At 64.0% G+C, this 24,774-nt stretch carries 28 protein-coding genes; 16 read left to right on the forward strand and 12 right to left on the reverse strand.

Annotated features, from left to right (window positions below):
* Window positions 1–14 precede the first annotated feature (14 nt).
* Both AC4QBL_RS03215 and aztA read right to left on the reverse strand, forming a co-directional pair.
* On the reverse strand, window positions 15–920 hold the full coding sequence (locus AC4QBL_RS03215) for a metal ABC transporter permease (protein ID WP_472908316.1): 906 nt from the start codon (window positions 918–920) through the stop codon (window positions 15–17).
* Window positions 917–1,729, reverse strand: a complete 813-nt coding sequence (gene aztA / locus AC4QBL_RS03220; RefSeq protein WP_472908317.1) for a zinc ABC transporter ATP-binding protein AztA — start codon at window positions 1,727–1,729, stop codon at window positions 917–919. Before aztA ends, AC4QBL_RS03215 begins: the two co-directional genes overlap by 4 nt.
* A 96-nt stretch (window positions 1,730–1,825) precedes the next feature.
* On the opposite strand from aztA, the gene AC4QBL_RS03225 reads away from it, so the two are divergent.
* The 6 genes from AC4QBL_RS03225 (at window position 1,826) to AC4QBL_RS03250 (ending at window position 6,149) form a co-directional block, all read left to right on the forward strand.
* Window positions 1,826–2,338 (forward strand): Fur family transcriptional regulator, encoded by a 513-nt coding sequence (locus AC4QBL_RS03225; RefSeq protein WP_472908318.1) that lies wholly within the window; start codon window positions 1,826–1,828, stop codon window positions 2,336–2,338.
* Window positions 2,335–2,994: an ABC transporter ATP-binding protein gene (locus AC4QBL_RS03230; RefSeq protein WP_472908319.1), complete on the forward strand. Its 660-nt coding sequence runs from the start codon at window positions 2,335–2,337 to the stop codon at window positions 2,992–2,994. The genes AC4QBL_RS03225 and AC4QBL_RS03230 overlap by 4 nt, the downstream gene beginning before the upstream one ends.
* Window positions 2,991–4,202: an FtsX-like permease family protein gene (locus AC4QBL_RS03235; RefSeq protein ID WP_472908320.1), complete on the forward strand. Its 1,212-nt coding sequence runs from the start codon at window positions 2,991–2,993 to the stop codon at window positions 4,200–4,202. The genes AC4QBL_RS03230 and AC4QBL_RS03235 overlap by 4 nt, the downstream gene beginning before the upstream one ends.
* A gap of 5 nt (window positions 4,203–4,207) precedes the next feature.
* Window positions 4,208–4,450: a hypothetical protein gene (locus AC4QBL_RS03240; protein ID WP_472908321.1), complete on the forward strand. Its 243-nt coding sequence runs from the start codon at window positions 4,208–4,210 to the stop codon at window positions 4,448–4,450.
* A 112-nt stretch (window positions 4,451–4,562) separates the two neighbouring features.
* Window positions 4,563–5,117, forward strand: a complete 555-nt coding sequence (locus AC4QBL_RS03245) for a DUF3299 domain-containing protein (protein WP_472908322.1) — start codon at window positions 4,563–4,565, stop codon at window positions 5,115–5,117.
* A gap of 48 nt (window positions 5,118–5,165) precedes the next feature.
* Window positions 5,166–6,149: an AEC family transporter gene (locus tag AC4QBL_RS03250; protein WP_472908323.1), complete on the forward strand. Its 984-nt coding sequence runs from the start codon at window positions 5,166–5,168 to the stop codon at window positions 6,147–6,149.
* 22 nt (window positions 6,150–6,171) lie between these two features.
* Here AC4QBL_RS03250 and AC4QBL_RS03255 read toward each other — a convergent pair whose 3' ends face one another.
* Window positions 6,172–6,630 carry a TM2 domain-containing protein gene (locus AC4QBL_RS03255; protein ID WP_472908324.1) on the reverse strand — a complete coding sequence of 153 codons (459 nt, stop codon included), beginning with the start codon at window positions 6,628–6,630 and terminating at the stop codon, window positions 6,172–6,174.
* Window positions 6,627–7,157: a GNAT family N-acetyltransferase gene (locus tag AC4QBL_RS03260; RefSeq protein WP_472908325.1), complete on the reverse strand. Its 531-nt coding sequence runs from the start codon at window positions 7,155–7,157 to the stop codon at window positions 6,627–6,629. Before AC4QBL_RS03260 ends, AC4QBL_RS03255 begins: the two co-directional genes overlap by 4 nt.
* A gap of 225 nt (window positions 7,158–7,382) precedes the next feature.
* Between AC4QBL_RS03260 and rpsP the strand changes: the two genes are divergently transcribed.
* The 5 genes from rpsP (at window position 7,383) to greB (ending at window position 10,403) form a co-directional block, all read left to right on the forward strand.
* Window positions 7,383–7,649, forward strand: coding sequence for a 30S ribosomal protein S16 (gene rpsP / locus AC4QBL_RS03265; RefSeq protein WP_472899597.1), 267 nt, complete (start codon window positions 7,383–7,385; stop codon window positions 7,647–7,649).
* A gap of 19 nt (window positions 7,650–7,668) precedes the next feature.
* Window positions 7,669–8,268 (forward strand): ribosome maturation factor RimM, encoded by a 600-nt coding sequence (gene rimM / locus AC4QBL_RS03270; protein ID WP_472899596.1) that lies wholly within the window; start codon window positions 7,669–7,671, stop codon window positions 8,266–8,268.
* Between the two features lie 113 nt (window positions 8,269–8,381).
* On the forward strand, window positions 8,382–9,170 hold the full coding sequence (trmD, locus tag AC4QBL_RS03275; RefSeq protein ID WP_472908326.1) for a tRNA (guanosine(37)-N1)-methyltransferase TrmD: 789 nt from the start codon (window positions 8,382–8,384) through the stop codon (window positions 9,168–9,170).
* Between the two features lie 145 nt (window positions 9,171–9,315).
* On the forward strand, window positions 9,316–9,672 hold the full coding sequence (gene rplS, locus AC4QBL_RS03280; protein WP_472908327.1) for a 50S ribosomal protein L19: 357 nt from the start codon (window positions 9,316–9,318) through the stop codon (window positions 9,670–9,672).
* A gap of 167 nt (window positions 9,673–9,839) precedes the next feature.
* On the forward strand, window positions 9,840–10,403 hold the full coding sequence (greB, locus tag AC4QBL_RS03285) for a transcription elongation factor GreB (RefSeq protein WP_472908328.1): 564 nt from the start codon (window positions 9,840–9,842) through the stop codon (window positions 10,401–10,403).
* 14 nt (window positions 10,404–10,417) lie between these two features.
* Here the strand turns inward: greB and AC4QBL_RS03290 are convergent, their stop codons facing one another.
* From AC4QBL_RS03290 to AC4QBL_RS03305, 4 genes are all read right to left on the reverse strand, one after another.
* Window positions 10,418–12,667, reverse strand: coding sequence for a RelA/SpoT family protein (locus AC4QBL_RS03290; RefSeq protein WP_472899593.1), 2,250 nt, complete (start codon window positions 12,665–12,667; stop codon window positions 10,418–10,420).
* A gap of 156 nt (window positions 12,668–12,823) precedes the next feature.
* Entirely contained in the window at window positions 12,824–13,027 is a 204-nt protein-coding gene (rpoZ, locus tag AC4QBL_RS03295; protein ID WP_069047262.1) for a DNA-directed RNA polymerase subunit omega, read from the reverse strand.
* A gap of 29 nt (window positions 13,028–13,056) precedes the next feature.
* The gene (gene gmk, locus AC4QBL_RS03300) at window positions 13,057–13,677 is read right to left on the reverse strand and encodes a guanylate kinase (protein WP_304835173.1); all 621 of its coding nucleotides are present in this window, start codon (window positions 13,675–13,677) and stop codon (window positions 13,057–13,059) included.
* Between the two features lie 63 nt (window positions 13,678–13,740).
* A complete protein-coding gene (locus AC4QBL_RS03305) occupies window positions 13,741–14,697 on the reverse strand; it encodes a YicC family protein (protein WP_472908330.1) in 957 nt (318 codons plus the stop codon).
* Window positions 14,698–14,758: 61 nt separating this feature from the next.
* Here AC4QBL_RS03305 and AC4QBL_RS03310 point away from each other — a divergent pair, with 61 nt between their 5' ends.
* The 5 genes from AC4QBL_RS03310 (at window position 14,759) to hemW (ending at window position 19,458) form a co-directional block, all read left to right on the forward strand.
* On the forward strand, window positions 14,759–15,763 hold the full coding sequence (locus AC4QBL_RS03310; RefSeq protein WP_439113969.1) for a serine/threonine protein kinase: 1,005 nt from the start codon (window positions 14,759–14,761) through the stop codon (window positions 15,761–15,763).
* Window positions 15,760–16,659 carry a PP2C family protein-serine/threonine phosphatase gene (locus AC4QBL_RS03315; protein ID WP_472899591.1) on the forward strand — a complete coding sequence of 300 codons (900 nt, stop codon included), beginning with the start codon at window positions 15,760–15,762 and terminating at the stop codon, window positions 16,657–16,659. The genes AC4QBL_RS03310 and AC4QBL_RS03315 overlap by 4 nt, the downstream gene beginning before the upstream one ends.
* Before the next feature lie 147 nt (window positions 16,660–16,806).
* Window positions 16,807–17,538 (forward strand): ribonuclease PH, encoded by a 732-nt coding sequence (rph, locus tag AC4QBL_RS03320; protein WP_472899590.1) that lies wholly within the window; start codon window positions 16,807–16,809, stop codon window positions 17,536–17,538.
* A gap of 22 nt (window positions 17,539–17,560) precedes the next feature.
* The gene (gene rdgB, locus AC4QBL_RS03325; RefSeq protein ID WP_472899589.1) at window positions 17,561–18,181 is read left to right on the forward strand and encodes an RdgB/HAM1 family non-canonical purine NTP pyrophosphatase; all 621 of its coding nucleotides are present in this window, start codon (window positions 17,561–17,563) and stop codon (window positions 18,179–18,181) included.
* Window positions 18,182–18,201: 20 nt separating this feature from the next.
* On the forward strand, window positions 18,202–19,458 hold the full coding sequence (hemW, locus tag AC4QBL_RS03330; RefSeq protein ID WP_472908335.1) for a radical SAM family heme chaperone HemW: 1,257 nt from the start codon (window positions 18,202–18,204) through the stop codon (window positions 19,456–19,458).
* Between the two features lie 4 nt (window positions 19,459–19,462).
* Here hemW and AC4QBL_RS03335 read toward each other — a convergent pair whose 3' ends face one another.
* The 4 genes from AC4QBL_RS03335 to AC4QBL_RS03350 form a co-directional block, all read right to left on the reverse strand.
* A complete protein-coding gene (locus AC4QBL_RS03335; protein WP_472908331.1) occupies window positions 19,463–21,979 on the reverse strand; it encodes a sensor histidine kinase in 2,517 nt (838 codons plus the stop codon).
* 68 nt (window positions 21,980–22,047) lie between these two features.
* Entirely contained in the window at window positions 22,048–22,932 is an 885-nt protein-coding gene (locus AC4QBL_RS03340; protein WP_472899586.1) for a phosphate/phosphite/phosphonate ABC transporter substrate-binding protein, read from the reverse strand.
* Entirely contained in the window at window positions 22,932–23,312 is a 381-nt protein-coding gene (locus AC4QBL_RS03345; RefSeq protein WP_472899585.1) for a response regulator, read from the reverse strand. The genes AC4QBL_RS03340 and AC4QBL_RS03345 overlap by 1 nt, the downstream gene beginning before the upstream one ends.
* Complete coding sequence (locus AC4QBL_RS03350; RefSeq protein WP_472908332.1) at window positions 23,309–24,478, reverse strand: histidine kinase; 1,170 nt, start codon at window positions 24,476–24,478, stop codon at window positions 23,309–23,311. Before AC4QBL_RS03350 ends, AC4QBL_RS03345 begins: the two co-directional genes overlap by 4 nt.
* Window positions 24,479–24,774 lie beyond the last annotated feature (296 nt).

The following is a 24,774-nucleotide window of genomic DNA, read 5'->3' on the forward strand; positions in this document are numbered from 1 at the left end:
AGGGTCCTTGGGTTTCAGGCTTTGAGATGGGACGACGCAGGGCGCTGGTGGCGCAGCGCGCCGTGCGGGGCGAGCAGCAGCGACAGCAGGTAGGCCGCGCCGAGGCTGAGCACGATCACCGGGCTGGTGGGCAGGTCGGCGTGGTACGACAGCAGCAGGCCGGCCAGGCTGGCGGCCAGCGCCAGCGCGGTGGCCAGCAGCAGCAGCGGACCGAGGCGGCGCACCCAGAAGCGCGCGGTGGCCGCGGGCAGCACCATGATGCCCACCGCCATGAGCGTGCCCAGCGCGTGAAAACCGGCCACCAGGTTGATGACCAGCAGGCCCAGAAAACCGTAGTGCGCCACCGGGCTCCAGCGGCTGACCTGGCGCAGGAAGCCTGGGTCCAGGCACTCCATCACCAGCGGGCGGTAGAGCAGGGCGAGCGAAACCAGCGTGACCGCGCTGATGCCACCGAGCAGCAGCAGCGCCGCGTCGTCCAGCGCCAGCACGGTGCCGAACAGCACGTGCAGCAGGTCCACGCTGTTGCCGCGCACCGAGACGATGAGCACACCCAGCGCCAGCGAGAGCAGGTAGAACGCGGCGAGGCTGGTGTCTTCGCGCAGCACGGTGTTGCGCGAGACCAGCCCGGAACCCACCGCCACCGCCAGACCAGCGAACACGCCGCCGATGGTCATGGCGGTGAGCGACAAGCCCGCCACCAGGTAGCCGATGGCCGCACCCGGCAAGATCGCGTGGGCCATGGCGTCGCCGGTCAGGCTCATGCGCCGCAGCATCAGGAACACGCCCACCGGCGCCGCGCTGAGCGACAGCGCCACGCAGCCCAGCAGCGCGCTGCGCATGAAGCCGAATTCGACCAGCGGGCCGAGCAAGGGGTTGGCCAGCAGCCAGACCATGAGAGGCGATGCGGTGATGTCGCTCATGACAGAGCCTCTGCCGCGTGGGGATGGGTGTGGGCGTGCAGTTCTGGCGAGACCGCGCACGGCGGCGCATCGTCGTCAAACGGTTCTTGCATGCGCTGTGCCCGGGCCCAGTGCGCGTTGGTCAGTACCTCGTTGGTCGGCCCGAAGGCCACCAACTCACGCGCCAGCAGCAGCGTGAGCGGGAAGTGCGCGCGCACCTGTGCCAGGTCGTGCAACACCACGATGACGGTTTTGCCATGGTGCTGCCAGCGGTGCAGCAGGGCCAGCAGGTCGGTGCTGGTGCGGTTGTCCACGGCGGCAAAGGGTTCGTCGAGCATGACGACTGGCGCGTCCTGCAGGATCAGCCGGGCAAACAGGGCGCGTTGCAACTGGCCGCCCGAGAGGGTGTCCAGCCCGCGCGACTCGAAGCCGGTGAGGCCCACCGCGGCCAGCGCCTCGTCGCACAGGCGGCGGTGTTCGGCGGTGAAGCGCCCGAGCGCGCCCACCCGGTGCCACAGGCCCATGGCCACCATGCGCCGCACGTCGATGGGGAAGCTCGGGTCCAGCCCGCTGTGCTGTGGCAGCCAGGCGATGCGCTGCCCGGCCAGGCCGCTCACCGAGCCGCTGATGGGGCGCAGTTCACCCGCCAGCGCCTTGATGAGCGTGGACTTGCCTGCGCCGTTGGGGCCGACCAGCGCCAGCAGCGAGCCCGGCGCAATGCGCGCGCTGACGTGGTGCACCGCGGGGTGGCGGTCGTAGCCCAGCGTGAGGTTGTGCAGCTCAATCACCGGGGCTGCCGAGGTGGTCGGGTCTGCGGGCGGGTGGGACATGGGGGCGGGCCGTTTAAACTGTTGCAACTGAATTGCATTAATGTGCAAAGAAGGCGATAGTAACGCAACTTAGTTGCAACAAATGGAGGCAAGCCCATGTCTGCCCGTCCCGCCAAAGAGCCCGCTGCCGTGCCGCCCGAGATTCAGACCCGCCTGGAAGCCGCTGGCCTGCGCCGCACCCTGGGCACCCGCGCCGTGCTCGGCCTGTTCCTGGCGAACCCGCAGGGCACGCTGAGTCACGCGCAGGCACTGGCCTCGCTCACGGCCCGCGGGTTGGACATCAACCGCGTCACGCTGTACCGCCTGCTGGACCGGCTGGCCGCCTGCGGCGTGCTGCAACGCCACGCCGACGACGGCGCACGCACCTGGCGCTTTTGCCTGGCCGACGCGCCGCAAGAAGGTCTGGTGCCCCGGTTTGAATGCGACGCCTGCCACCGCCAGTTTCGGCTGACCGAGGCCAGCGAGCCGACCCGCGCCGTGGCCACCGACCTGTTTCGCACCCTGGCCAGCCTGGGCCACCAGGGCCAGCGGGTCGACCTGTCCATTCACGGCACCTGTGCCGGCTGCATACCCGCTGCGCCCAGCGGCACCCAGGAGCCGCTCGCGTGATTCAGGCGCGGGGCGTGGCTTTTGCCTACCCTGCGGGGCAGGCGCTGCGCTTTGACGACGTGTCGGTGGCGCAGGGCGGCACGCTGCTGCTGCGCGGGCCGTCGGGCAGCGGCAAGTCCACCTGGCTGGCGCTGGCGGCGGGTTTGCTCACGCCCAGCGCGGGCGTGTTGCGGGTGGCTGAACAGGACGTGGCGGCGCTCGGCCCCGGCCTGCGCGACGCCTGGCGGGCCCGCCACGTGGGCTTTTTGCCGCAAAAACTGTATTTGAGCGACGCGCTCACCGTGGCCGACAACCTGGCGCTGGTGTATTTCGCCGCCGGTTTGCCGGTGGACCGGGTGGCCATGGCGCAGGGTCTGGCCGCGCTGGGCGTGGCCGACCTGGCGGGCCGCAAACCCGCCCAGCTGTCAGGCGGGCAGGCCCAGCGGGTGGCCCTGGCCCGTGCCCTGCTGCTGCGCCCGCGCGTGGTGCTGGCCGACGAGCCCACCGCCAGCCTGGACGACGCGGCCTGTGCCACCGCCTTGCAGCGTTTGCAGCGCAGTGCCCAGGCCTGTGGCGCCACGCTGGTGGTGGCCACACACGATGCGCGGGTGCTGCAGGCGCTGCCGCAGGCGCAGGTGCTGGCCTTCCATGCCAAGGCTGCCGGGGCTGCGGCATGAATGTGTTCACGCTGTCGTGGCGCTACCTGTGGTCGCGCCCGCTGGCCACGGTGCTCAACCTGCTGTTGCTCGCGCTGGGCCTGGCGTCCGTGGCCTTTGTGCTCATTGCGCGCGACCAGGTGGACCGCGCCTTTGAACGCGACCTGGCCGGCATTGACCTGGTGGTGGGCGCCAAAGGCAGCCCCATGCAGCTCATTCTGGCGGGCGTGTTTCATCTGGACGTGCCACCGGGCAACATCGCGCTGGACGATGTGCAGGCCCTGCAGCAGCACCCGCAGGTGGCCCAGCTCATTCCGCTGAGCCTGGGGGACAACCTGGCGGGCTTTCGCATGGTGGGCACCACGGCCGACTACCCGGCCCATTTCGGCGCCAAGCTGGCGCACGGCGCGCTGTGGCAGGCGCCCATGCAAGCGGTGCTGGGTTCGCAGGTGGCAGCCCGCACCGGTTTGCAAACTGGCCAGAGCTTTGAAGGCGCGCACGGCCTGGGCGCTGGCGGCGCTGTGCACGCCGAAGCGGCTTACACCGTCACCGGCGTGCTGGCGCCCTGCGGCTGTGTGCTCGACCGGCTGGTGCTGACCGCCACCGAGTCGGTATGGAAAGTGCACGACGACATGCACGCCACTGACGACATGGACGAAGAAGACCGCGCCGCGCTGGCCGCTGACCGCGAGATCACGCTGGCGCTCATCACCTACAGCACCCCGCTGGCGGCGGTGAGTTTGTTGCGCTTCATCAACGACAGCACCGCCATGCAGGCGGCCGCGCCGGCGGTGGAAATCACCCGCCTGCTGAGCATGGTGGGTGTGGGCACGCGGGTGTTTCAGGGGCTGGGCGCGGTGCTGCTGGGGGTGGCGGCGTTATCGGTCTTCATCGCGCTGTGGAGCGCAGTGCGCGAGCGCCGGGGCGACCTGGCCATGCTGCGCATGCTGGGCGCGTCACCGCTGAAGGTGGGCGCGCTGCTGCTGTGTGAAGCTATGTGGCTGGCGGCGCTGGCTTGCGTGCTGGGCTTGCTGGCGGCGCACGGCTTGGCCGCGCTGCTGGGCGCGATGTTGATGGCTGAGCAGTCGCTCGCCATCTCGGGCTGGCAATGGGTGCGCACCGAGGTGTGGGTGCCCGTGCTGGCGTTGGGGGTGGCGCTCTTGGCGGCGGGGCTGCCCGCGATCAGCGCTTACCGGCTGGACGTGATGCCATTGTTGAATTCGAGGTGATGCCCATGAAAAGATATTCGATGTTTCTGGCTGCTGCGGCTTTGCTGAGCACCGCCGCGCTGGCCCAGCATTCCGACAAAGAACGCAAGGAAGACGCCGCCCGCCACCGCGCCATGGCAGCCGCCCACGACAACGCGGCGAAATGCCTGGAATCGGGCAAGAGCGAAGACGTGTGCATGAAGGAACTCCAGACCGCCTGCAAGGGTCTGGCCATTGGTAAATATTGCGGCATGAAACACGCCCACTGAGCCCACTCCCATCGCTTGCCCGCTGCGCGCAGCCGCTCAGCCCCTCAAGGGGCCACGCTGGCGCCCGGCAAGCCGGTTCTGTGGCGTTCTTGGGCTCAGACACTTCTTTCGCATGAATCACTTTTCCCGTTCTGTTGTTGCGTTGTCCTTGTGCGGAGTGGCTGCTGCCTTCGCGCAAACGTTGTCGCCGCCTCTGGGCACGCCGACACCATCAAAATCTGCACCTGCGGGCACGCCGTCGGCGGTGCCGCACGGGCAGGGCGCGGGCGTGCACAGCCCGCTGAGTCCGTTTGCGCCGCTGTCCAAACGCACCGACGTCGTGGCCTGGTCGGTTCTGACCGACGTGACCACGCGCATTGAAAACCGGCGCATCGTGCCCGTCTACCCCAAAGCCGTCGCGGCGCTGAACCAGAAAACGCTGCGCCTTCAGGGCTTCATGATGCCGCTGGAAGCGGGCGAGCAGCAGAGCCACTTCTTGCTGGCCTCGGTGCCATTGACCTGTTCGTTTTGCACCCCCGGCGGCCCGGAAAGCATGGTGGAAGTGCGCACCAAAACCCCGGTCAAATACAGCCTGGGCGCGGTGGTGGTCGAGGGCAAGTTCCATGTGCTGCAAAAAGACCCCTATGGGTTGTACTACCGCATCACCGAGGGTGTGGGCGTGAAGTAAGGTCATCGCCCTCAGCCGCTGTGCGCCGGCCTCCGCGCGACAGCGCCCATGCAGGGTCGGCGATACCATCGCCGGGTGAACATCGCTACCCACCCCGTCGTCGCTTCCCTCACCCCGGTTTTTTTGCTCATTGCCCTCGGCTACTTGGCCGGGCGACTGCAGTGGATTCGTGAAGCCGCCGTCAAGGACCTGTCCAACCTCGTCTTCTTGCTGCTGATCCCGGCCCTGCTGTTTCGCACCATGAGCGCGGTGCATTTTGAGACGCTGGACTTGCGGCCCGTGGCCGCCTACTTTCCGGCGGCGCTGGCCCTGCTGGGCGTGTCCATTGCCTGGCGCGGCTTCAACCGCAGAAGTGTGGTGATGGCGCTGGGCGGGGTGTTTTCCAACATGGTCATGATCGGCATCACCCTGGTGGAGCTGGCTTACGGCCAGGCCGGCCTGGTGACGCTGCTGACCCTGGTGTCGGTGCACGCGCTGATCTTGCTCACGGTGGGCTCCGTGGTGCTGGAGCTGGCGGTGGCCCGCGAAGCCCGTGCCGGTGGCGAGCGCGCGCCCCATGTGCTGCAAACGGCTTGGTCGGCCTTCAAGGGCGCACTGATCCACCCCATTCCGTTGCCCATTTTGAGCGGCTTGCTGTTTGCCCAGACCGGCTGGGCCTTGCCTGCGGTGGTGGACAAACCGCTGCAGCTGCTGGGCAGCGCCTTCGGCCCCATTGCGCTGGTGCTGGTGGGGGTGACGCTGGCCCGCACGCCACTGGGCGGCCACTTGCGCCAGGCGCTGTGGATCTCGGCGTCCAAAAACCTGGCTTTGCCGCTGCTGGTGGGTCTGTCGGCCTGGGCATCCGGCATCACCGGCTTGCCGCTCACCGTGATGGTGGTGGCTGCCGCGTTGCCCATGGGCGCCAACGTGTTTTTGTTTGCTCAGCGCTACGAAGTGGCGCAAGAACTCACCACCACCAGCATGGGCCTGTCCACCTTGCTGGCGCTGTTTACGCTGAGCCTGGTGATGCTGGTGATGGCGTATGTGAACTGAGCCGCTCCGCCTTGCGAGCGCGCTACTGGCTGATCTTGCGGGCCTCTTCAATCTGGTATTCGAAGTAGTGCTGGATGCCGTAGGTCAAACTGCCCATGAACGACACGGTACCCAGCAGCAGGCCCAGCACCAGCGCGCCAATCGTCAGCCAGTTGGTGGCACCGGCCTTGGCTTCGTCATCGGTGCCCGGGTTGAACCAGCGGTTCCACTTGGCCCGGTCGCTGAGCGCATACACAATGCCCGCCAGGCAGCCCGCCGCGATGCTGCTGCCCAAAAAAGGAATGAGTACCCAGGCCAGCTTGTCGTCTTGCCCCAGCGCCTGCACCCGGTTCACGCCCCACCAGCCAAGACCTGCAGCAATCGGGTGCAGCCAGCCGATCCAGTCGCCCAGGCCGCGCAGGTAAAAGCGGTGCACGCCCATGCTGCCAACCACCACAGCCAGCCAGGTGGCCACGGTTTTATTTTTGGCGCGGCGCGTCATGCCATGTCCTTCGGTGGCGTGCTGTCGCCAGCGCCCAGCGGCTTTTGCATCAGCACAATGTCCAGCCAGCGGTCAAACTTCCAGCCGCACGAGTTGATGACGCCCGCGGGCTCAAAGCCCAGCGCGCGGTGCACGCCAATGGACCCTGCGTTGGCCGAATCGCCAATCACCGCCATCACCTTGCGCACACCGGCGCGCTCCAGCGCCGCCAGCAGCTCGGCCAGCAAGGCGCGCCCCAGGCCCTTGCCTGCGGCTTCTGGCGCCATGTAAATCGAATCTTCAACCGAAAACCGGTAAGCCGGGCGCGGCTTGAACCAGTTGCCGTAGGCAAAACCCAGCACCTCGCCACCGTCTTCCACCACCAGCCAGGGCAGGCCTTTGGCCAGCACGTCGGCTCGGCGGGTGGTCATGTCGGCCACGCTGGGCGGGGTGGTTTCAAAGGTACCGGTGCCGTGCAGCACATGGTGGCCGTAAATGCGGGTGATGGCGTCGAGATCTTCGTCGCGGCTGGGGCGGATCAGGGGCATGAATCGTTAAAGCGTTGGGGTGGCCATCGGCCGGTAAGGGTGGTGTGCTGGTCGGTGCGCCAGCACGGGGCTATAATCGCGGGTTTTGCGGCGTTTCGCTGACCGGGTGGTCAGTCGTGTGTCTCAAGCGTTGCAATGAAACGGGTTGATAAATCGGATGAAGTTCAGCCGATGAAAACCCGGTGAGGTACCGATTGTGGTGCCTCTCCACCCGAAGGATAAATCATGGTCGTCATTCGACTCTCCCGCGGCGGCTCCAAAGCCCGTCCTTTCTACAACATCGTGGTTGCTGACAAGCGCAACCGCCGCGATGGCCGCTTCATCGAGCGTATCGGTTTCTACAACCCCCTGGCCCGTGGTGGTGAAGAGCCCCTGCGTATCGCCGTGGACCGCCTGACCTACTGGACCGGCGTTGGCGCCGAGCCATCGGACACCGTGGCCCGCCTGGTCAAGCAACACGCTGCCAAAGCCGCTCCCGCTACCGCTGCCTGATCCCAGGCCTGCGACTCCCGTGAGCGATCCCACGTCTGGCGTCTTCAAGGCGTCTTCCCTGCCGGTCGACGCCATCGAGCTCGGCCGATTCCAGGAGGCGTGGGGCCTTAAAGGCTGGCTTCACATCCTGCCGCACAGCGCCGATACCGAAGCGCTGTTTGCCTCGACCGAATGGTTTTTGCAGCCGCCCGAAGCCCGCTTCGCGCGCGGCTTTTCGGCGTTTTCCGGCTGCGTCACCGTCAAGATCGCCGAGATCAAGATCCATGCCGACGGCGTGGTGGCCCGCATCGAAGGCGTGGACGACCGCAACGCGGCCGAAGCGCTCAAAGGCGTGCGCATTTATGTGCCCCGCAGTGCTTTTCCGGCCACGCCAGAAGGCGAGTACTACTGGGTTGACCTCATTGGTCTCGATGTGGTCAACCGCGAAGGCGTGCACATGGGCATCGTGCGCGACCTGCTCACCACCGGCCCCAATTCGGTGCTGGTGCTCGAATACACCGAAACGGTTGACGGTGCCGAGCGCATCGCCGAACGCATGATCCCGTTCGTGTCTGCCTATGTGGACAATGTGGATCAGTCCACCCGCCGCATCACGGTGGACTGGCAACTGGACTACTAAACGCAACGTTGCCGAGCGTCGCGATCGCTCAGTTGTGATGGCTGCCAGGTGGTTGCAGCCAGTGACATTTTTGCCCTGTCCACGTCAACGCTGCGAGCGCGACAATAACCGCCATGCGATTCGACGTCATCACCCTTTTCCCCGAGCTGTTTGCCCCGTTTTTGACCTGCGGCATCAACCGCCGTGCGTTTGAGTCTGGCCTGGTCGAGGTGCGTTTGTGGAACCCACGGGATTTTGCCGAAGGCAATTACCGCCGGGTGGATGACCGTCCGTTTGGCGGTGGCCCCGGCATGGTGATGATGGCCGAGCCGCTCTGGCAATGCTTGCAGGCGGTGCGCGCCGAGCGTGCCGAGCCCCCCCCAACCCAGGCTCCTGTGCTGCTGTTTTCACCCATCGGTGATCGGCTCGACCACGCGGCGGTGGAGAGCTGGTCACAGAGCACGGGGGCGGTGCTGGTGTGCGGCCGTTACGAAGGCATTGACCAGCGTTTCATTGATGCCTGTGTCGACGTGCAGATCAGTCTGGGTGACTTTGTGTTGTCGGGCGGTGAAATTGCGGCCATGGCACTGCTGGATGCGGTAGCCCGCCTGCAGCCCGGGGTGTTGAACGACGAAGGCAGCCACCAGCAAGACAGTTTCAACCCTGCGCTGGATGGCTTGCTGGACAGCCCGCACCACACCCGCCCAGAGACGTGGGAGGGCCCGAACGGAGCGGTCACCGTGCCCGAGGTGCTGCTCGGCGGCCACCATGAGCGCATTGCGCGCTACCGCCGCGAGCAAAGCCTGATGCTCACAGCGCGCCTGCGGCCCGATCTTTTGGCGCAGGCGCGGGAGCGGGGTGCACTCACCGCTGCCGATGAAAAATGTCTGCGCGCGCTGCGCAGCGAGCCGGGCAGGCTATAATCCAAGGCTTTTCGATCCTCTGACCGGCCGCCGTAACCGGGCCAGCCCGCATCTGACACAAACCCGTTTGTGGCACATGGACAGGGCCCCTGCCGGATTTGTGGCCTTTAGTGCAGCGCGGGCATGATCGTGAAATCAGGAAACCATGAACCTCATCCAGACCCTTGAGCAAGAAGAAATTGCTCGTTTGAACAAAGTCATTCCCCCGTTTGCACCTGGCGACACCGTGATCGTCAGCGTGAACGTGGTTGAAGGCACCCGCAAGCGTTTGCAGGCCTACGAAGGCGTGGTGGTTGCCCGCCGCAACCGTGGCCTGAACTCCAGCTTCATCGTGCGCAAGATCTCCAACGGTGAAGGCGTGGAGCGTACGTTCCCGCTGTACAGCCCGCTGATCGCCAAGATCGAAGTCAAGCGCCGTGGTGCTGTGCGCCGTGCCAAGCTGTACTACCTGCGCGAGCGCAGCGGCAAGTCGGCACGTATCAAGGAAAAGCTGGGCGCGTAAAGCCTAGGGCACCCAGTGCCCTTGGTTTTGCCCAAAAAAGCCGCTCTTCGGAGCGGCTTTTTTTTCGCGCGTTGATGACCATCGCCATCAGCCGGCCTTGCACCCTGCGGTGCGGGCTTTTTGATGGCGATCCACACGCCCAAACATCCCCACCCGATAGCGACCCCATGAGCAAGGCTTTTACCCGCGAATCCGATCAGGACGAAGACGACGATCTGCCCGTGGTTGCGCCCCTGCCCACAGGGAAAAATTACATCACCCGCGCCGGTTACGAGCGCCTGCGCTCCGAGCTCTTCACCTTGATCGACGAAGAGCGTCCGAAAATGGTGGAGATCGTGCATTGGGCGGCCAGCAACGGTGACCGCTCGGAAAACGGCGATTACCTGTATGGCAAGAAGCGTTTGCGCGAGATTGATCGGCGCATCCGTTTTTTGACCCAGCGGCTGGAAATAGCCGAGGTGGTAGACGCCTCGGTGCACCATGGCGGCGATCAGGTGTTTTTTGGAGCAACCGTGACATACGCCGACGAAAGCGGCGTGGAGACGACCATCACCATTTTGGGTGTTGACGAGGTCGAAAGCGCCCGTGGAGAAATCAGCTGGGTGTCACCCGTGGCGCGAGCGCTGACCAAGGCCCGCGTGGGTGAAGTGGTGCGCCTGGCGGTGCCGGGTGGTGCGCAAGAGCTTGAAGTGCTGGCGGTTCGGTACCCGGCTCACCAACCCGCAAGCTGAATGCTCTGCTGTGTTCAGGCCTTGGCAGGTCTGTGGCGCTGCGCTTTCAACACCGAAGGCGTGCGTTTGAGGCTGCGCAGCACGTCAGCCAGGTGAACCCTATCACGCACCGCGATGGTGAACCGGATGTCGGTGGCGGTCTGCGCCGGCTCGTCACCCATATCGACGTGGGTGATGTCGGCCTCGGCCGATGCAATGGCAGACGCCACGCGGGCCAGCACGCCTTTGCCGTTGGTCACGGTCACCACCACCAGGGTCTCAAACGAGCGAACCGTTTCGTCGGCCCATTCAACTTCCAGAAATCGCTCGCTGTCGCGCAACAGCAGGCGTTTGCCCGTCGGGCATTCTTCGGCGTGCACCACCAGGCCTTCACCGCGGCCCAGGTAGCCCACGATGCGGTCGCCGGGGATGGGTTTGCAGCATGCGGCGTATTGCACCGACAAGCCTTCGCTGCCGTCGAGTGTGACCACGCCTTGGGATGCTGATTCGTCCTGACCGCTGGCATAGCGTTCGGTGCTGATCAGCAGCGCATCGGGCTTGAGCCCGGTTTCAGACAGCAACACGGCCAGCTTTTTGCCCACCATGCTGGCAATGCGCTTGCCCATGCCAATGTCGGCCATCAGCTCGTCGCGCGTTTTGTTGCCCGTGAAGCGCAGCAGTTTTTCCCAGGTGGCTTTGTATTCGCCGTCTTCGCTGGGCAGGGTGGCAATGCCCTCCGAGCGCAGCGCCTGGCCCAGCATGCGTTCGCCCAGTTCATTGGACTTTTCTTGCGCCACCGTCTTGAGGTGGTGGCGTATCTTGGAGCGCGCACGCCCGGTTTTCACGAAGGACAGCCAGGCGGGGTTCGGTTCGGCCTTCTCATCCGTGACGATTTCCACCACGTCACCGTTGTTGAGCTCGGTGCGCAAGGGCCGCTGTTCGCCGTTGATGCGCGCCGCCACGGCGCGGTTGCCCACCCCGCTGTGAATGGCGTAGGCAAAGTCCATGACGGTCGCGCCACGCGGCAGTGCCATGATCTTGCTCTTGGGTGTGAACACATACACCGCATCGGGGAAAAGGTCGATCTTGATGTGGTCCCAGAATTCCGAGGCGTCGTGCGTTTCCTGCTGGATGTCCAGCAGCGATTGCAGCCATTGCGTGCCCAGGCGCTGCGATGTGTCGCTGTTGGGCTCGCTGGCCTTGTAGAGCCAGTGGGCCGCCACGCCAGACTCGGCCACCACGTCCATCGCGTGGGTGCGCAGCTGGAACTCGATGTTGGTGCCAAAAGGACCGATCAGCGTGGTGTGCAGCGATTGGTAGCCATTGACTTTGGGAATCGCCACATAGTCGCGAAACTTGCCGGGCACCGGCTTGTACAGCTGGTGCAGGATGCCCATGCCGGTGTAGCAGTCGGTCAACTCAGGCACAACGATGCGAAAGCCGTAAATGTCCGTCACCTGCGAGAAGGACAGGTGCTTGTTGTCCATCTTGCGGTAGACGGAATACAGCGTTTTTTCGCGACCCATGATGCGCACGGGCATGCCATGGCGAGCAAATTCGGCTTCCACTTCCAGCTGCACGCGGGCAATCAGGTCGCGGCGGCGGTGGCGTGACTTGTTCAGCGCCTTGGAAAGCACCTCGTAGCGCCACGGGTGCAAGAACCGGAACGCCAGGTCTTGCAGCTCGCGGTAGGTGAAGTTCAGGCCGAGGCGGTGGGCAATGGGGGCGTAAATTTCCAGTGTTTCGCTGCTGATGCGCTCCCATTTGCTGCGCGGCATGTCACCCATGGTGCGCATGTTGTGGGTGCGGTCGGCCAGCTTGATCAAAATGACCCGCACATCCTTGGCCATGGCCAGCAGCATCTTGCGAAAGGATTCGGCCTGGTTTTGCTCGCGCGTGTCAAATTCCAGCTTTTCCAGCTTGGTCAAGCCGTCCACCAAGTCGGCTACGGGTGCGCCAAACCGCTCGGCCAGGTCCTGTTTGGTCACGCCACAGTCTTCGATGGCGTCGTGCATCAAAGCGGCCATCAAGGCCTGGGCGTCCAACTTCCATTCGGTGCACTGCGCCGCCACCGCAATGGGGTGGGTGATGTAGGGATCGCCATTTTTCCGCAACTGGCCCAGATGCGCTTCGTCTGCAAAACGGTAGGCCTGGCGGATGCTTTCAACGTCGGCTGGCGACAGATAATCCAGTTTGCCGAGCAAGGCCGCAAAGCTGGCCGCGGCGGCGCTGTCCGCTGGGTGGGCTTGGGCTGTGGTGGGCTCTGAATCGGGCACGGTGATCATCCCTGTACTTTAGCCTGAGATGGCCGGGTTTGCTGTCACTGCGCCGGGTGCCCGAAAACCACGGCAGGCGCGCTTGGATGATGGCTGTGAACAGATGAAGGCAGGACGAAAAAAAAACACCGCAAAGCGGTGTTTTTCTGTTCCAAAAGTCAGCGTTCAGAGCGGGACTTTTTTCAGCATTTCCAAGCCAACTTTGCCTTCGGCAATTTCGCGCAGCGCGGTCACGCCGGGTTTGTTTTTGCTTTCGATCTTGGGGGCATGCCCTTGGCTCAGCATGCGGGCGCGGTATGTGGCGGCCAGCACGAGCTGAAAGCGGTTGGGGATTTTTTCCAGACAATCTTCGACGGTGATGCGTGCCATGGGCGGGCTTTCGGGAAATGTGCGGTGGGTCAGTGGATGTTGAGCGCGCGGAACGTGTCGCTGCGGGCGATACGTTGGGCGGCGAACTTGAGCCGCTGGGCATGGACGATGGCTTTGAGATCAAACAAAGCCCGCTCGAACAACTCATTAATTATAACGAAGTCGAACTCCCGTGCGTGCCCCATCTCGGTAGCCGCGTTTTGCAGGCGCAGCTCAATCACCTCGGCACTGTCTTCGGCACGCCGCTCCAGCCGCGAGCGCAGCTCTTCCCAGCTGGGCGGCAATATGAACACGAGCACCGCGTTCGGAAAGATCCGCTTGACCTGAATAGCGCCCTGGAAGTCGATTTCCAGCACCACATCAGCGCCCTGGGCCATGCGCTGCTCGATGGCTTGTTTCGATGTGCCGTAGCGGTTGCCATGCACCATGGCCCATTCAAGGAACGCGCCTTGGATGACCATTTGGTCAAAGGTTTCCTTGGACACGAAGTAGTACTCGCGGCCATGCAGTTCCTGCCCGCGTGGCGGACGGGTGGTGTGAGAAACGGACGGCACAACGCGCGAGTCCAGCTCCATCAAGGCCTTGACCAAGCTGGACTTGCCGGCCCCACTGGGTGCCGCAACAACAAAGAGATTTCCGGGGTATTCCATAAAGGTAGGTGCTTGGTGTTGGGGTCACGGTCCGCGCAGCGGTACCGTGAGAGGGTCAGGCCTTCATTCGATGTTCTGGACTTGCTCGCGCATTTGTTCGATCAGCACCTTCATGTCCACCGAAATGCGTGTCAGTTCCAGGTTGGACGATTTCGATCCCAGGGTGTTGGCTTCGCGGTGCAATTCCTGGATCAGGAAGTCCAGCCGCTTGCCGACGTCGGCCCCTTTTTTGATCAGGCGCTCGATCTCGGCCAGGTGCGAGTCCAGGCGGGTCAGTTCTTCGGCCACATCGATGCGAATGGCGAAGGCCGTGGCTTCGGTGAGCGCCCGGTCTTTGGCCATGTCGCTGGTGATGGCGTTGCCCAGCGTGCCGGAGGCTGCGGCGCCTGGCGCTGCCGCGGCAGAAGCGCCGAGCGCCTCGTTCCATCGGTCAATGAAACGCTGGCGCTGCTGGGCCACCAGCTGGGGGATCAGGGGCTGTGCGTCTTTGGCCAGCTGGCGCAGCTGTTTCAGGCGGTCCAGCAGCATCTCGGCCAGGCGTTTGCCCTCACGTTCGCGCGCGGCCCGCAGGCCGTCCAGGCCGGTTTGCGCCAGCCCCACCAGGGTTTCGTGCAGTTCGCCCATGTTGCCTTGCTGGCGCGAGGTCAGTTGCAGCACCTCGGCCACCGACAGTGGCGCGGCGGTGGGCAGCCAGGCGCGGATGTTGTCTTGCAGACTCAGCAGCTTTTGCAGCTCCTGGGCGCTGGGCGCGCGGGGTCCTGCATCGGCCCGGCCCTCGACCCAGGCGCGCACCTCCACTTTGCCCCGTTTGAGGGTTGAGGTCAGCAGTTCCCGGATGGCGGGTTCCGACGCACGCAGGTCGTCGGGGAGCTTGAAGGTGAGGTCGAGAAAGCGGCTGTTGACCGAGCGAATTTCGATTCCCAGACCGGGCTTGGCCTCGCGTGCGGGCTCTGTGGCATTCGCGGCAGAGGGCCCGCCTGTTTGGGCCGTGGCGTAGCCGGTCATGCTGTAAACTGCCATTGAACTGTGTCCCATCAAGTTGTTTGGGCCAAAACGAGGCGTTCCGGAACCCATCCGAATTATGTCAAAGGTCAAACCCGCCCCGCTGCCACCCGATACCGTGATTGGTGGCTACCGCATCGTGCGCAAATTGGCGGCCGGTGGATTCGGCGTGGTGTACCTGGCGGTGGACACCGAAGGCCAGCAGGTGGCGGTGAAAGAATACCTGCCCTCATCCCTGGCCACGCGCGGCCCCGGCGAGCTGCTCCCGCAGGTGCAACCTGAAAAACTGTCGCTCTACCGGCTGGGCCTCAAGAGCTTCTTTGAAGAAGGCCGGGCTTTGGCCCAGATCTCGCACGCCTCGGTGGTGAGCGTGCTGAATTTCTTCCGAGAAAACGAGACCGTTTACATGGTCATGAACTACCTGGAGGGCGCGTCCCTGCAGGAATTCATCATCACCGCGCGCGAACTCAAGAAGCAAAAGGTGTTTCGGGAATCGACCATCCGGTCGCTCTACGACGAAGTGCTGCGGGGCTTGCGCATCGTGCACCAGCACAAGATGCTGCACCTGGACATCAAGCCGGCCAACATTTTTGTCACGGACGACAACCGCTCCGTGCTGATCGACTTTGGTGCAGCCCGCGAGGTGCTGAGCAAAGAGGGCAACTTCATCCGCCCGATGTACACCCCCGGCTTCGCAGCGCCCGAAATGTACCGGCGCGATTCCAGCATGGGCCCCTGGACCGACATCTATGCCATTGGTGCCTGCATTTACGCCAGCATGCAGGGTTATCCGCCCAACGACGCACCGCAGCGTCTGGAAAAGGACCGCCTGTCGCTTGCGCTCTCCCGTCTGCGCGGCGTCTATTCCGACAACCTGATCGAGGTGGTCGAATGGTGCATGTCTCTCGATCCGCTGTCTCGTCCCCAGTCGGTGTTTGCGCTGCAGAAAGAGCTGAGCCGCGAAACCGAGCGCAGCTACACCAAGCTCACCGTGGCCGAGAAAATGCGTCTGCAGTTTGACAACATCGTGTCGGACAACAAGAAGTCAGCGCGCAAGACGGGTGTCGGGACCAAGTTTCGATGAAATTTTCGGTCTATCAGATCAGCCGCCAGGGCGGGCGTGAGCGCAACGAAGACCGCATGGGCTACGCCTACACGCGGGAGTCGGGGTTGTTTGTGCTGGCTGACGGCATGGGTGGGCACCCCGAGGGCGCCATGGCAGCCCAGCTCGCGCTGCAAACCTTTTCTGCGTATTTCCAAAAGGCGGCCAACCCCACTGTGCGGGAAGTGCCCGAATTTTTGTCCAGCGCGCTCATGGCGGCGCACCACCAGATCATTCGTTACGCCTCCGAAAAAGGCATGCTGGACACACCGCGCACCACGCTGGTGGCTGCGGTGATGGAGCGCAACACCATGCACTGGGTGCATTGCGGTGATTCGCGGCTGTACATCGTGCGCGACGGTGAGCTGCTGACCCGCACGCGCGACCATTCCTACATGGAGCAGCAGGCCCATCTGGGCCGTGCCACGCAGCACATCAACCGCAACATCCTGTTCACTTGTCTGGGTTCACCGGCCAAGCCCGTGTTTGACCTGTCGGGCCCGCTGCCGCTGCAGCAGGGCGACCGCGTGCTGCTGTGTTCCGACGGTTTGTGGGGCACGGTAAAGGACCACGAAATCGCGTCTGAGCTGGCCAAGCGCCCGCTGGAGCAAGCGGTGCCCGAGCTGGTGGAAATGGCGTTGAAGCGCGGGGGCCCTCGCTGCGACAACGTGACCGTGCTCGCCATGGAGTGGGAGACGGCCGAGGAATTTCAGACCACCCGGGTGTCCACCGAGGACATTGAAGACGGCGTGTTTGCCTCCACCATCCAGTCGGGTGTGCCAGACCCGACCATTGAAGACATGGACGACGAGGCGATCGAGCGCTCGATCGCTGAAATCAACGAAGCGATACGGCGCACCGCCGAAAAAAATTCTTGATCGGTTATGGGACTTGTGCCGCCTGCGGCGTCACTCCCCTAGGGGGTAACGCGAGCGGCCCGGCAAAGCCACTTTTGCCATGACCTGGACTTGCGTCCCTTGCGCGCCAGCCCCACCCACTTTTAAGCAACCGCCACTGAGGTTTTCATGACTGTTTCCACACGTCCCGGCCACCGAGCCGCCAATGCCCTGCGCCCGGTGAAGATCACCCGCGGTTTCACCATCCACGCCGAGGGCTCGGTGCTGATTGAGTTTGGTGAAACCAAGGTGCTGTGCACCGCATCGGTGGAAGAGAAAGTGCCGCCGCACAAACGCGGCAGCGGTGAGGGCTGGGTGACCGCCGAATACGGCATGCTGCCGCGCGCCACCCACACCCGCAGCGATCGCGAAGCCGCCAAGGGCAAGCAGAGCGGGCGCACGCAAGAGATTCAGCGCCTGATTGGCCGCTCCATGCGCGCCGTGTTTGATCTGAAGGCATTGGGCGAGCGCACCATTTCGCTCGATTGCGATGTGTTGCAGGCCGACGGCGGTACGCGCACCGCCAGCATCACCGGGGCCTTTGTGGCCGCGCACGATGCGGTGTCGCGCCTGTTGGCGGACGGAAAAATCGCCACCTCGCCCATCAAGGACCATGTGGCCGCCATTTCGGTGGGCATTTTGCAAGGCACGCCATTGCTCGATCTGGAGTACGTCGAAGACTCGGCTTGCGACACCGACATGAACGTGGTGATGACCGGTGCCGGACATTTCGTGGAAGTGCAGGGCACGGCCGAAGGGGTGGCTTTTAGCCGCCGCGAAATGGACGCCTTGTTGGAGCTGGCTGAAAAAGGTGTGGGTGAGCTGGTGGCGCTGCAGCGGCAGGCGCTGGGTCTGGTTTAAATTTCTGTTGCGGCCTGTGTCCATGAAACTTGTTTTGGCTTCGAACAACGCGGGCAAGCTCGCTGAATTGCAGGCGCTTTTTGCCCCGCTCGGGGTGGAGCTGGTGCGCCAGTCGGATCTGGGCATACCCGAGGCGCCCGAGCCGCACTGCACGTTCATTGAAAACGCGCTGGCCAAGGCGCGGCACGCAGCGCGCGTGAGCGGCTTGCCCGCCCTGGCCGACGACGCCGGCCTGTGTGTGGAGGCTTTTGGTGGGTTGCCTGGGGTAGACACCGCGTACTACGCGACGCAGTTCGGTTATGCCAAGGGCGACGACAACAATGTGCGCGCCTTGCTGGAGCAAATGGCTGGCAAGACCGACCGCCGCGCTGCGCTGGTGAGCACACTGGTGGCGCTGCGCAGCGCAGACGACCCCGAGCCCCTGGTGGCCATGGGCCGTGCGCCAGGGCTGATCACCGAGCAGCCCATTGGCGACAACGGGTTTGGTTTTGATCCGGTGATGTACCTCCCGCAATTTGACAAAACCTTTGCGCAGCTGCCCACCGAAGTGAAAAACGCCAACAGCCACCGCGGCAAAGCGGCGCAGCAGATGCTGGCGCTGATGCGTGAGCGCTGGTTGTCTGAACCGCCGGCCCACGCATGAGCCAGGGCAACGGTGTCCCCATGTCGTGGCCCGGTGGCCTGGCTCCGGCTGCGGCACCTGCCAGCGCGGTGCCGGTGAACGATATTCGCCACTGGATGCGCCCCGGCACGCTACAACTGCGCAGCCTGCCGCCGCTCTCGCTGTACATCCACCTGCCGTGGTGCCTGAAAAAGTGCCCTTATTGCGACTTCAACTCGCACGAATGGAGCGCCACGGCTGAGCCCGGCCAGGCAATGCCCGAGCAGCGTTACCTGGACGCCTTGCGGGCCGATCTGGAGGCGTCGTTGCCGCTGATCTGGGGTCGCTCGGTGCACAGCGTTTTCATCGGTGGCGGCACGCCCAGCCTGTTTTCGCCGGCCGCTATCGACCAGCTGCTGGCCGATGTGCGTGCGCGCGTGCGGCTGGACGCCGATGCCGAGATCACCCTGGAGGCCAACCCGGGCACGTTTGAAAAAGACCGTTTTCGCGCGTTTCGCCAGGCGGGGGTCACGCGCTTGTCCATCGGTGTGCAAAGCTTCAACGATGCGCACCTGAAGGCGCTGGGCCGTGTGCACGACCGTGCCCAGGCCATGGCGGCGGTGGAAGAGGCCGCGCAAGCGTTTGACACCTTCAACCTGGACATCATGTACGCGCTGCCGGGGCAGACGCTGGCCGACTGCGAAACCGACATGCGTACCGCCCTGGCGTTCAAGCCGCCGCACATTTCCATCTACCACCTCACGCTCGAACCCAACACCTACTTTGCCAAGTACCCGCCCGCGCTGCCGCCGGACGACGATGCCTACGCCATGCTGGACCGTATCACCGAGCTGACGGCCGAGGCCGGGTTGGCGCGTTACGAAATTTCAGCCTATGCCCGCGACGGACACCGTTGCTGGCACAACCTGAACTACTGGCAGTTTGGCGACTACCTGGGCATAGGCGCCGGCGCCCACAGCAAGCTGAGCTTTGCCCACCGTGTGGTGCGCCCGGTGCGGGTGCGCGAGCCGCGCCTGTACATGGAACGTGCGCTGGCGGGCGATGCGGTGGTGAGTGCCGACGAGGTGGCCAGGGCCGACCTGCCTTTTGAATTCATGCTCAACAGCCTGCGGCTGAAGGCGGGTTTCGAGTTGCAGGACTTTCTGGACCGGACCGGCCTGCCGCTTTCCGCGATTGAGCGGGGCTTGAGCCGTGCCGTGCAGCAGGGGCTGCTGGAGCGGGATGCCCAGCGCGTGTGGCCCACCGAGCGCGGATTTGACTTTTTGAGCGATTTGCAGAGTCTGTTTTTGCCGGACTGAAACCTCAGGCCAGCCGCAGCCGCAGCGTGGCCACGGTGCCTTGCCCCGACTGGCTGTTCAGCTCGACACTGCCGCCATGGATTTCGGCGATTTCCCGCACCAGGTTCAGACCCAGGCCGGTGCCGGGGATGTTGCCCGATGCGTCGGCCCGGTAGAAGCGCTCAAAGGCACGGGCCAGCTGATCCTGGCTCATGCCCATGCCTTTGTCCCGCACATGAATGGCCACAAACGGGACATCGCTGCGGTTTTCCTGGCTGATGTCCACGCTCACCTGGGCGCCGCCTGGGGAATACTTGAACGCATTGCTGAGCAAGTTGGTCAGCGCTTGCTGTATTTTTTCGGCGTCCGCCATCACCTGTAGATCGGGCATCGGGCCCTGGCTGACCGTGCGGCCCAGGTCGGGGTTGGCGATGCCGCGTATCGCTTCACCCAAAATGTCGGCCACGGGCGTGGCCACGATGTGGAAGTCTTTGCCCTGGCGCGCTTCGATGCGGGACAGGTCCAGCAGCTCTTGAATCAGGTTGGACAGCAGCGAGCCTTGGCGGTGCACCGTCTCCAGCAGGTCGCGTTGCTTTTCTTCGGTGAATTTGCGGTGCAGCATCAACTCGGTGAAGCCCAGAATGCTGGCCAGCGGCGTGCGCAGTTCGTGGGCAGCGGTGGCCAGAAACTCGCTTTTCATGCGGTCCACCTCGGTCTGGTGCGTCACGTCGCGAAAGTACAGAATCGTCTCGCCGCTGCCGCCCAGGTTGCGGCGAATCTCGCGCTCCAGCACCTTGAAGGTGGGGCGCGCCAGCTTGATGATGTCGGTGGTGCGGTCGTTCCAGGTTTCGGTGATGGAGCGGTAGTTGTCGAAGTCTTCGCACAGGTTTTTGAACCACACGTCAAACCGCTGCAGCGAACACCAGGCGGGAATGTCCCCCACCATGCCCCGGAATGCCGGGTTGCTGTTGATCAGCTCGCCCTTTGAGTCAAAGACGGCAAAGCCGTCGGGGCTCAGGTCAAAGGTGGCGTTGAGCCGGGCGGTGCGCTCAATCAGTTTTTGCTTGACTTCAATCTGGCCACTCACGTCTTCAATGACATTGATGTAATGGGTAATAGTGCCTTGCGCGTCCTTCACCGGTGACACCGACAGCTTGTTGTGGAACAGGCTACCGTCCTTGCGGTAATTTTTCAGGGTCAGGCTCACCTCGCGGCCTTCCTGCAGCGTGCGGGCCAGCAGCGCCAGGTCGTCCTTGTCGGTCAAGGGTCCTTCCAGAATGCTGCTGAAGCGCCCCAGCACCTCGTGCGGCGCATAGCCGGTGATGCGTTTGAACGCCGGGTTCACGTACACCAGCGGCTGGGGGTAGCGGCGTGCGTCGCTGATCATGATGCCGTTGATGGTGCAGTCCACGGCACGGCTGTAGAGCGTCAGGTATTCCTCGGCCAGCTTGGTGTCGCTCAGGTCGCGCACGATGCAGGTGTACCGGATTTCGGGGTCGTTTTGAATCTCGCCCAGCAGCACCTCCACAGGGAACTCGGTGCCCCCGTGGCGCAAGGCGTTGATCTCGGTGCGGCCAATGCGGCTTTGCGTGCTGTGGATCAGCATGCCGCCGTCCATGGTCTGTTGCAGGCCTTCGCAGTTCAGGCCGATAAGAAAGGACTCCAGCGGCTGGCCCCGGACCTCCTCGGCGGGCCGCCCAAACATGCGCTCGGCGGCCGGGTTGACGCTGTCGATCAGGCCCGCCGGGCTGACACCAATGATGGCGTCGGCAGCGGTGTCCAGAATGGCGTGCAGGCGGGAGAGTCGCTGCTGGGTGCTGGCCATTTGTGTGGCCAGTTCCTGGGACGACCAGTTGAGCGCACGGCCCAGCTCGCGCACTTCGCGGCTGCCCCAGCGCATGCGCAGCTGTTCGCCCGGCTGCGCTGCCATGGCGGTTGAAAATCGCGCCAGTTCGCTCAAGGGCTTGATGGCACGGCGCAAAAACAGCAGGAAGAACCAGAGACCCAGCACCACCAGGCCCAGCGCGGCCATGGCGCCTATCAGCCAGCCATGCTGTGCCCGTTCCAAGCGTGCGTCGTAGCTGAAGACCACCTCGGCCCAGCCTTCATTCAAGTAGCTCCCATAGTCCAAAGCGCCAATGGGGTCGCGGTGATCGCGCGTGAGCAGGCTGGCGTAAGCGTGAACATGACCGTCTTCGACAGAGAACGGACTGCCGGGAGGTGTATCGTCCTGGTCGGTCGGGAAAATGGACAGAGGCCCGCCAGTGGGCTGGCTCAGCACACGCAGGGCCACCCTCCCACCCGGGCGCACCACGTGGATGGCCTGCACCCCCGGCAAGCTGGCGATTTCCTGCAACACGCTTTCCAGCGCGGCGAAGTCGCGGTCCAGCAACGGGGTCGCGCTGGAATGTGCCACCAGCTGAGCGATGGCCATGGCCCATTCGCGGCTTTCCACCTCGGTTTCTTCGACGCTGCGCTGGTAAGAAACCACACCGATCAACGAGCCGGCCACCAAGGTGACGCCCATCACCAGCCAGAGCATTTGGGTTTTCAGCGAGCGCTGGGAAAAAAACCGCCCGGGCCACCGCAAAGTCTTGTGCCACAGTGTTTTCACAGCGGTTTTCTCTCTGCGAACGGTTCGTTGACCACGTAGCTTTCCAGCGCCAGCTTTTCCAGCGGCTGGTAATCCCGGGCGTAGGTGGTGGCCACGGGGTTGGGTATCAGCGCTTGGTCCAGCTGCGCTTGAAGCGGGCTGTCGGGCGGAGCGTTCAGCAGCGTCTGCTGGATGCAACTGCGCACGGCCGAAGGCACCCGGGGGTGTGCTGCCAGCGGGTGCGGTGCAATCTGGGGTGTTTCGTAAATGACCCGCAGGCGCTCAGCAATGTGGCGTGGCTCAATGCCCAGCGTGTAGCTGGCACCGCTTGCGGCATCGGCTTCACCCACGATGACCTGGCGGTAGCTGTTGCTGTGCGTTCGGGCGTATTGCACCTTGACCTGGACCTTGTGCTCCCGCTCCAGCAAGGCGCGCATGTAAAGCGATGCTGCCAAGGCGTTGGGTGATGGAAATGCGACGGTCTTGCCTTCCAGATCGGACACGTGGCGCACGGGGCTGTCATCGCGCACCACCAGGACGCCCTTGAAGGGTTGCTTGCCCTCGCGGACCAGCGGCAGGTAGCCCTGGGCCTTGTGCGCGGTCACCATGTGGTACGGATTCAAAAAGACAAGGTCGAATTTGCCCTTTTTGAGCTGCGCTTCAAATTCGGCCGTCGAGCGGGACAAGGCCAACTGCACCGGCTGGCCGCAGGCCGTGGCCAGGGAAACGGCCAGAGGATGGGCGCGCTTGTGGAGTTCGGCGCTGGAAAACACCGGCACCACGCCCATGGAGAGCACCGGCGCTGCGGTACGGGTTTGCGCGGCCAACACCAGCGGCAGCGCGGCCAGGCCCAGACCCCATGCGCGCACCCAAGAACAGGTGCTGAAGGCACCACGGGCCATCAGCTGCGCCCCAGCATGTTGTCCACCAAGTCCAGCAGCTTCAGGGGGCTGAAGGCCTTGGTCAGGTAGGCGTCGCAACCCACTTTGCTGCCCTGCTCCAGGTCTTCCTTCTGGGCCCGGGCGGTGAGCAGCACCACTTTGGTGGTGTTTTTGAGTTCGGGGTGTTTTTTGACCTTGTCGCAGACCTGGTAACCATCGAGTTCGCCCGGCATCATCACGTCGAGCAGCATCACGCCGGGCTTGAGGTCTTGCGCCATGCGCCAGCCTTCGCTGCCGTTTTCGGCTTCAAACACCTCGGCATCGTCCAGGTGTTGCAGCGTGAGGCGAATGAGCTTTCGGATGTCCGGCTGGTCATCGACGATGAGAATGCGGGCGGTCATGCAGCGCTCCGGTTGCGGCCTCGGGCCAAGAGTTTCGAGAGGTCTTCCGCGTAAATTTGGGCTTGCAGCATATCGAGGTGGTGGGTGCTTCGGCGCGGAGCGCCGGTGGGGAGTTCGAGCATCACGTTGAGTTCCTGGTCGGATTCCTGCTCGACTCGCAAGCGTCCGCCATGAAGTTGCAAAATGCGCTGGGCCAGTGGCAATCCGATGCGCATCACAGGAGGTGCGGTGTCGGGTTTGCCGTTGTCCAGCGCAGCAGGTTTGAAGAGGGAAGCGGCGTGCCGGTTGAGGGCGGCGGCCGACAAAGCGCCCATGTTGACGATGCTGACCAGAAGGTGCTGGCCAGAGGCGCGAAAACCGATTTCCACACCCACTTGCTGGGACGGGTTGATTTCGGACCGGGCGTGCAGCACCGCGTTGTGGATGCATTCGAGCAGGGCGCGTCGGATCAGGCGGCCACTGCCGTAAATGGGTGGCAGATCGTCCTTGTCGCCATTGAACACAATGGACACGCCCTTGCTGCGGATGAGCGGCGAGAGTTCCATGCAGGTGCTGCGCACCAGGTCCACCATCATCATGCGTTCGTCGCCAATGAGCACATCTTCACCAAACACGTCCACCAGGTCCACCAGGCGGTCGAGGCGCTCGGTCAGGCCCAGCAGGCTGTCTTTCAAGCCGAGCATGGGCTCCGGGATAGGCGTGCTGCGGGTGTGGGTCAGCACGTCCTGCACGGGGGGCAGCAGTTCGCTGCGCAAGAGCTCCATGATCTGTTGCAAAGACAGTCGCTGGTCGGCCACGGGAGCCACCAAGGCGCTCTCGGCGGGGTCGGCTTCAGCGGTCGGTGCTTCGGCGGTCACCGCCATGGCCACCAGGCCCGCAATGGGTTTGGGTGCGCAGCGGCACAGCAGCTGGGCGATGCCGTTGTCGGACAGCGCTTCCACACGCAGCTCGTTGTGGGTGACGATTTTTCCCTGCGCGATGGCCTTGACCAGCTCGCGCACGTGGGGGTCGCTGCCCAGCACCAGTGCGGGGCGGCTGTCCAGCTGTTTGGCAGCCTGGTTGGCAAAGACCACATGGCCATCGTCGCTGAACAGCAGCAGGGGGCTGTTGATCAGGTCCAGCAGGACCAGCAGGGGGTTGCTCGCGGGAGGTGAAGCTTTCTGCATGTTGCGAACCAATACCGAACGGGGAAATACCCGGTCGTCCTATGTGTAGGCTGTATCGGCAGTTGGCCCGCGAGCTTTAGATGGCCGGATGATGCACCCCGGTCGTTTGGCTCTTGAGGTGAGGTCTAAAGAACTCTTATCGGAACTTTTTACAAACAAATTCACCTTTTTTTGCAGTTTTAAACGATAAAAATATGAGATGTGTGGGTGCCTGCGGTGTGCAGAGTCACTTTTCTGCGCGCCTGGGCCAAGTGAGCAGACCAGGCGAGCTAGGAGCCTGCGCGGCAGAAGCGCAT

It is taken from the genome of Hydrogenophaga sp. L99 (assembly GCF_058731905.1).

Coding starts and splice junctions, on each gene's coding strand:
- AC4QBL_RS03345 (WP_472899585.1), bottom strand. CDS start 23,312: ATGACCGCCCGCATTCTCATCGTCGATGACCAGCCGGACATCCGAAAG.
- AC4QBL_RS03245 (WP_472908322.1), top strand. CDS start 4,563: ATGAATCACTTTTCCCGTTCTGTTGTTGCGTTGTCCTTGTGCGGAGTG.
- greB (WP_472908328.1), top strand. CDS start 9,840: ATGAGCAAGGCTTTTACCCGCGAATCCGATCAGGACGAAGACGACGAT.
- AC4QBL_RS03350 (WP_472908332.1), bottom strand. CDS start 24,478: ATGCAGAAAGCTTCACCTCCCGCGAGCAACCCCCTGCTGGTCCTGCTG.
- AC4QBL_RS03255 (WP_472908324.1), bottom strand. CDS start 6,630: ATGACGCGCCGCGCCAAAAATAAAACCGTGGCCACCTGGCTGGCTGTG.
- AC4QBL_RS03225 (WP_472908318.1), top strand. CDS start 1,826: ATGTCTGCCCGTCCCGCCAAAGAGCCCGCTGCCGTGCCGCCCGAGATT.
- AC4QBL_RS03340 (WP_472899586.1), bottom strand. CDS start 22,932: ATGGCCCGTGGTGCCTTCAGCACCTGTTCTTGGGTGCGCGCATGGGGT.
- AC4QBL_RS03310 (WP_439113969.1), top strand. CDS start 14,759: ATGTCAAAGGTCAAACCCGCCCCGCTGCCACCCGATACCGTGATTGGT.
- AC4QBL_RS03240 (WP_472908321.1), top strand. CDS start 4,208: ATGAAAAGATATTCGATGTTTCTGGCTGCTGCGGCTTTGCTGAGCACC.
- AC4QBL_RS03305 (WP_472908330.1), bottom strand. CDS start 14,697: ATGGCAGTTTACAGCATGACCGGCTACGCCACGGCCCAAACAGGCGGG.
- AC4QBL_RS03335 (WP_472908331.1), bottom strand. CDS start 21,979: ATGCTCTGGCTGGTGATGGGCGTCACCTTGGTGGCCGGCTCGTTGATC.
- trmD (WP_472908326.1), top strand. CDS start 8,382: ATGCGATTCGACGTCATCACCCTTTTCCCCGAGCTGTTTGCCCCGTTT.
- AC4QBL_RS03315 (WP_472899591.1), top strand. CDS start 15,760: ATGAAATTTTCGGTCTATCAGATCAGCCGCCAGGGCGGGCGTGAGCGC.
- AC4QBL_RS03290 (WP_472899593.1), bottom strand. CDS start 12,667: ATGATCACCGTGCCCGATTCAGAGCCCACCACAGCCCAAGCCCACCCA.
- rpoZ (WP_069047262.1), bottom strand. CDS start 13,027: ATGGCACGCATCACCGTCGAAGATTGTCTGGAAAAAATCCCCAACCGC.
- rdgB (WP_472899589.1), top strand. CDS start 17,561: ATGAAACTTGTTTTGGCTTCGAACAACGCGGGCAAGCTCGCTGAATTG.
- gmk (WP_304835173.1), bottom strand. CDS start 13,677: ATGGAATACCCCGGAAATCTCTTTGTTGTTGCGGCACCCAGTGGGGCC.
- rplS (WP_472908327.1), top strand. CDS start 9,316: ATGAACCTCATCCAGACCCTTGAGCAAGAAGAAATTGCTCGTTTGAAC.
- AC4QBL_RS03250 (WP_472908323.1), top strand. CDS start 5,166: ATGCAGGGTCGGCGATACCATCGCCGGGTGAACATCGCTACCCACCCC.
- hemW (WP_472908335.1), top strand. CDS start 18,202: ATGTCGTGGCCCGGTGGCCTGGCTCCGGCTGCGGCACCTGCCAGCGCG.
- AC4QBL_RS03215 (WP_472908316.1), bottom strand. CDS start 920: ATGAGCGACATCACCGCATCGCCTCTCATGGTCTGGCTGCTGGCCAAC.
- rpsP (WP_472899597.1), top strand. CDS start 7,383: ATGGTCGTCATTCGACTCTCCCGCGGCGGCTCCAAAGCCCGTCCTTTC.
- rph (WP_472899590.1), top strand. CDS start 16,807: ATGACTGTTTCCACACGTCCCGGCCACCGAGCCGCCAATGCCCTGCGC.
- AC4QBL_RS03235 (WP_472908320.1), top strand. CDS start 2,991: ATGAATGTGTTCACGCTGTCGTGGCGCTACCTGTGGTCGCGCCCGCTG.
- AC4QBL_RS03260 (WP_472908325.1), bottom strand. CDS start 7,157: ATGCCCCTGATCCGCCCCAGCCGCGACGAAGATCTCGACGCCATCACC.
- aztA (WP_472908317.1), bottom strand. CDS start 1,729: ATGTCCCACCCGCCCGCAGACCCGACCACCTCGGCAGCCCCGGTGATT.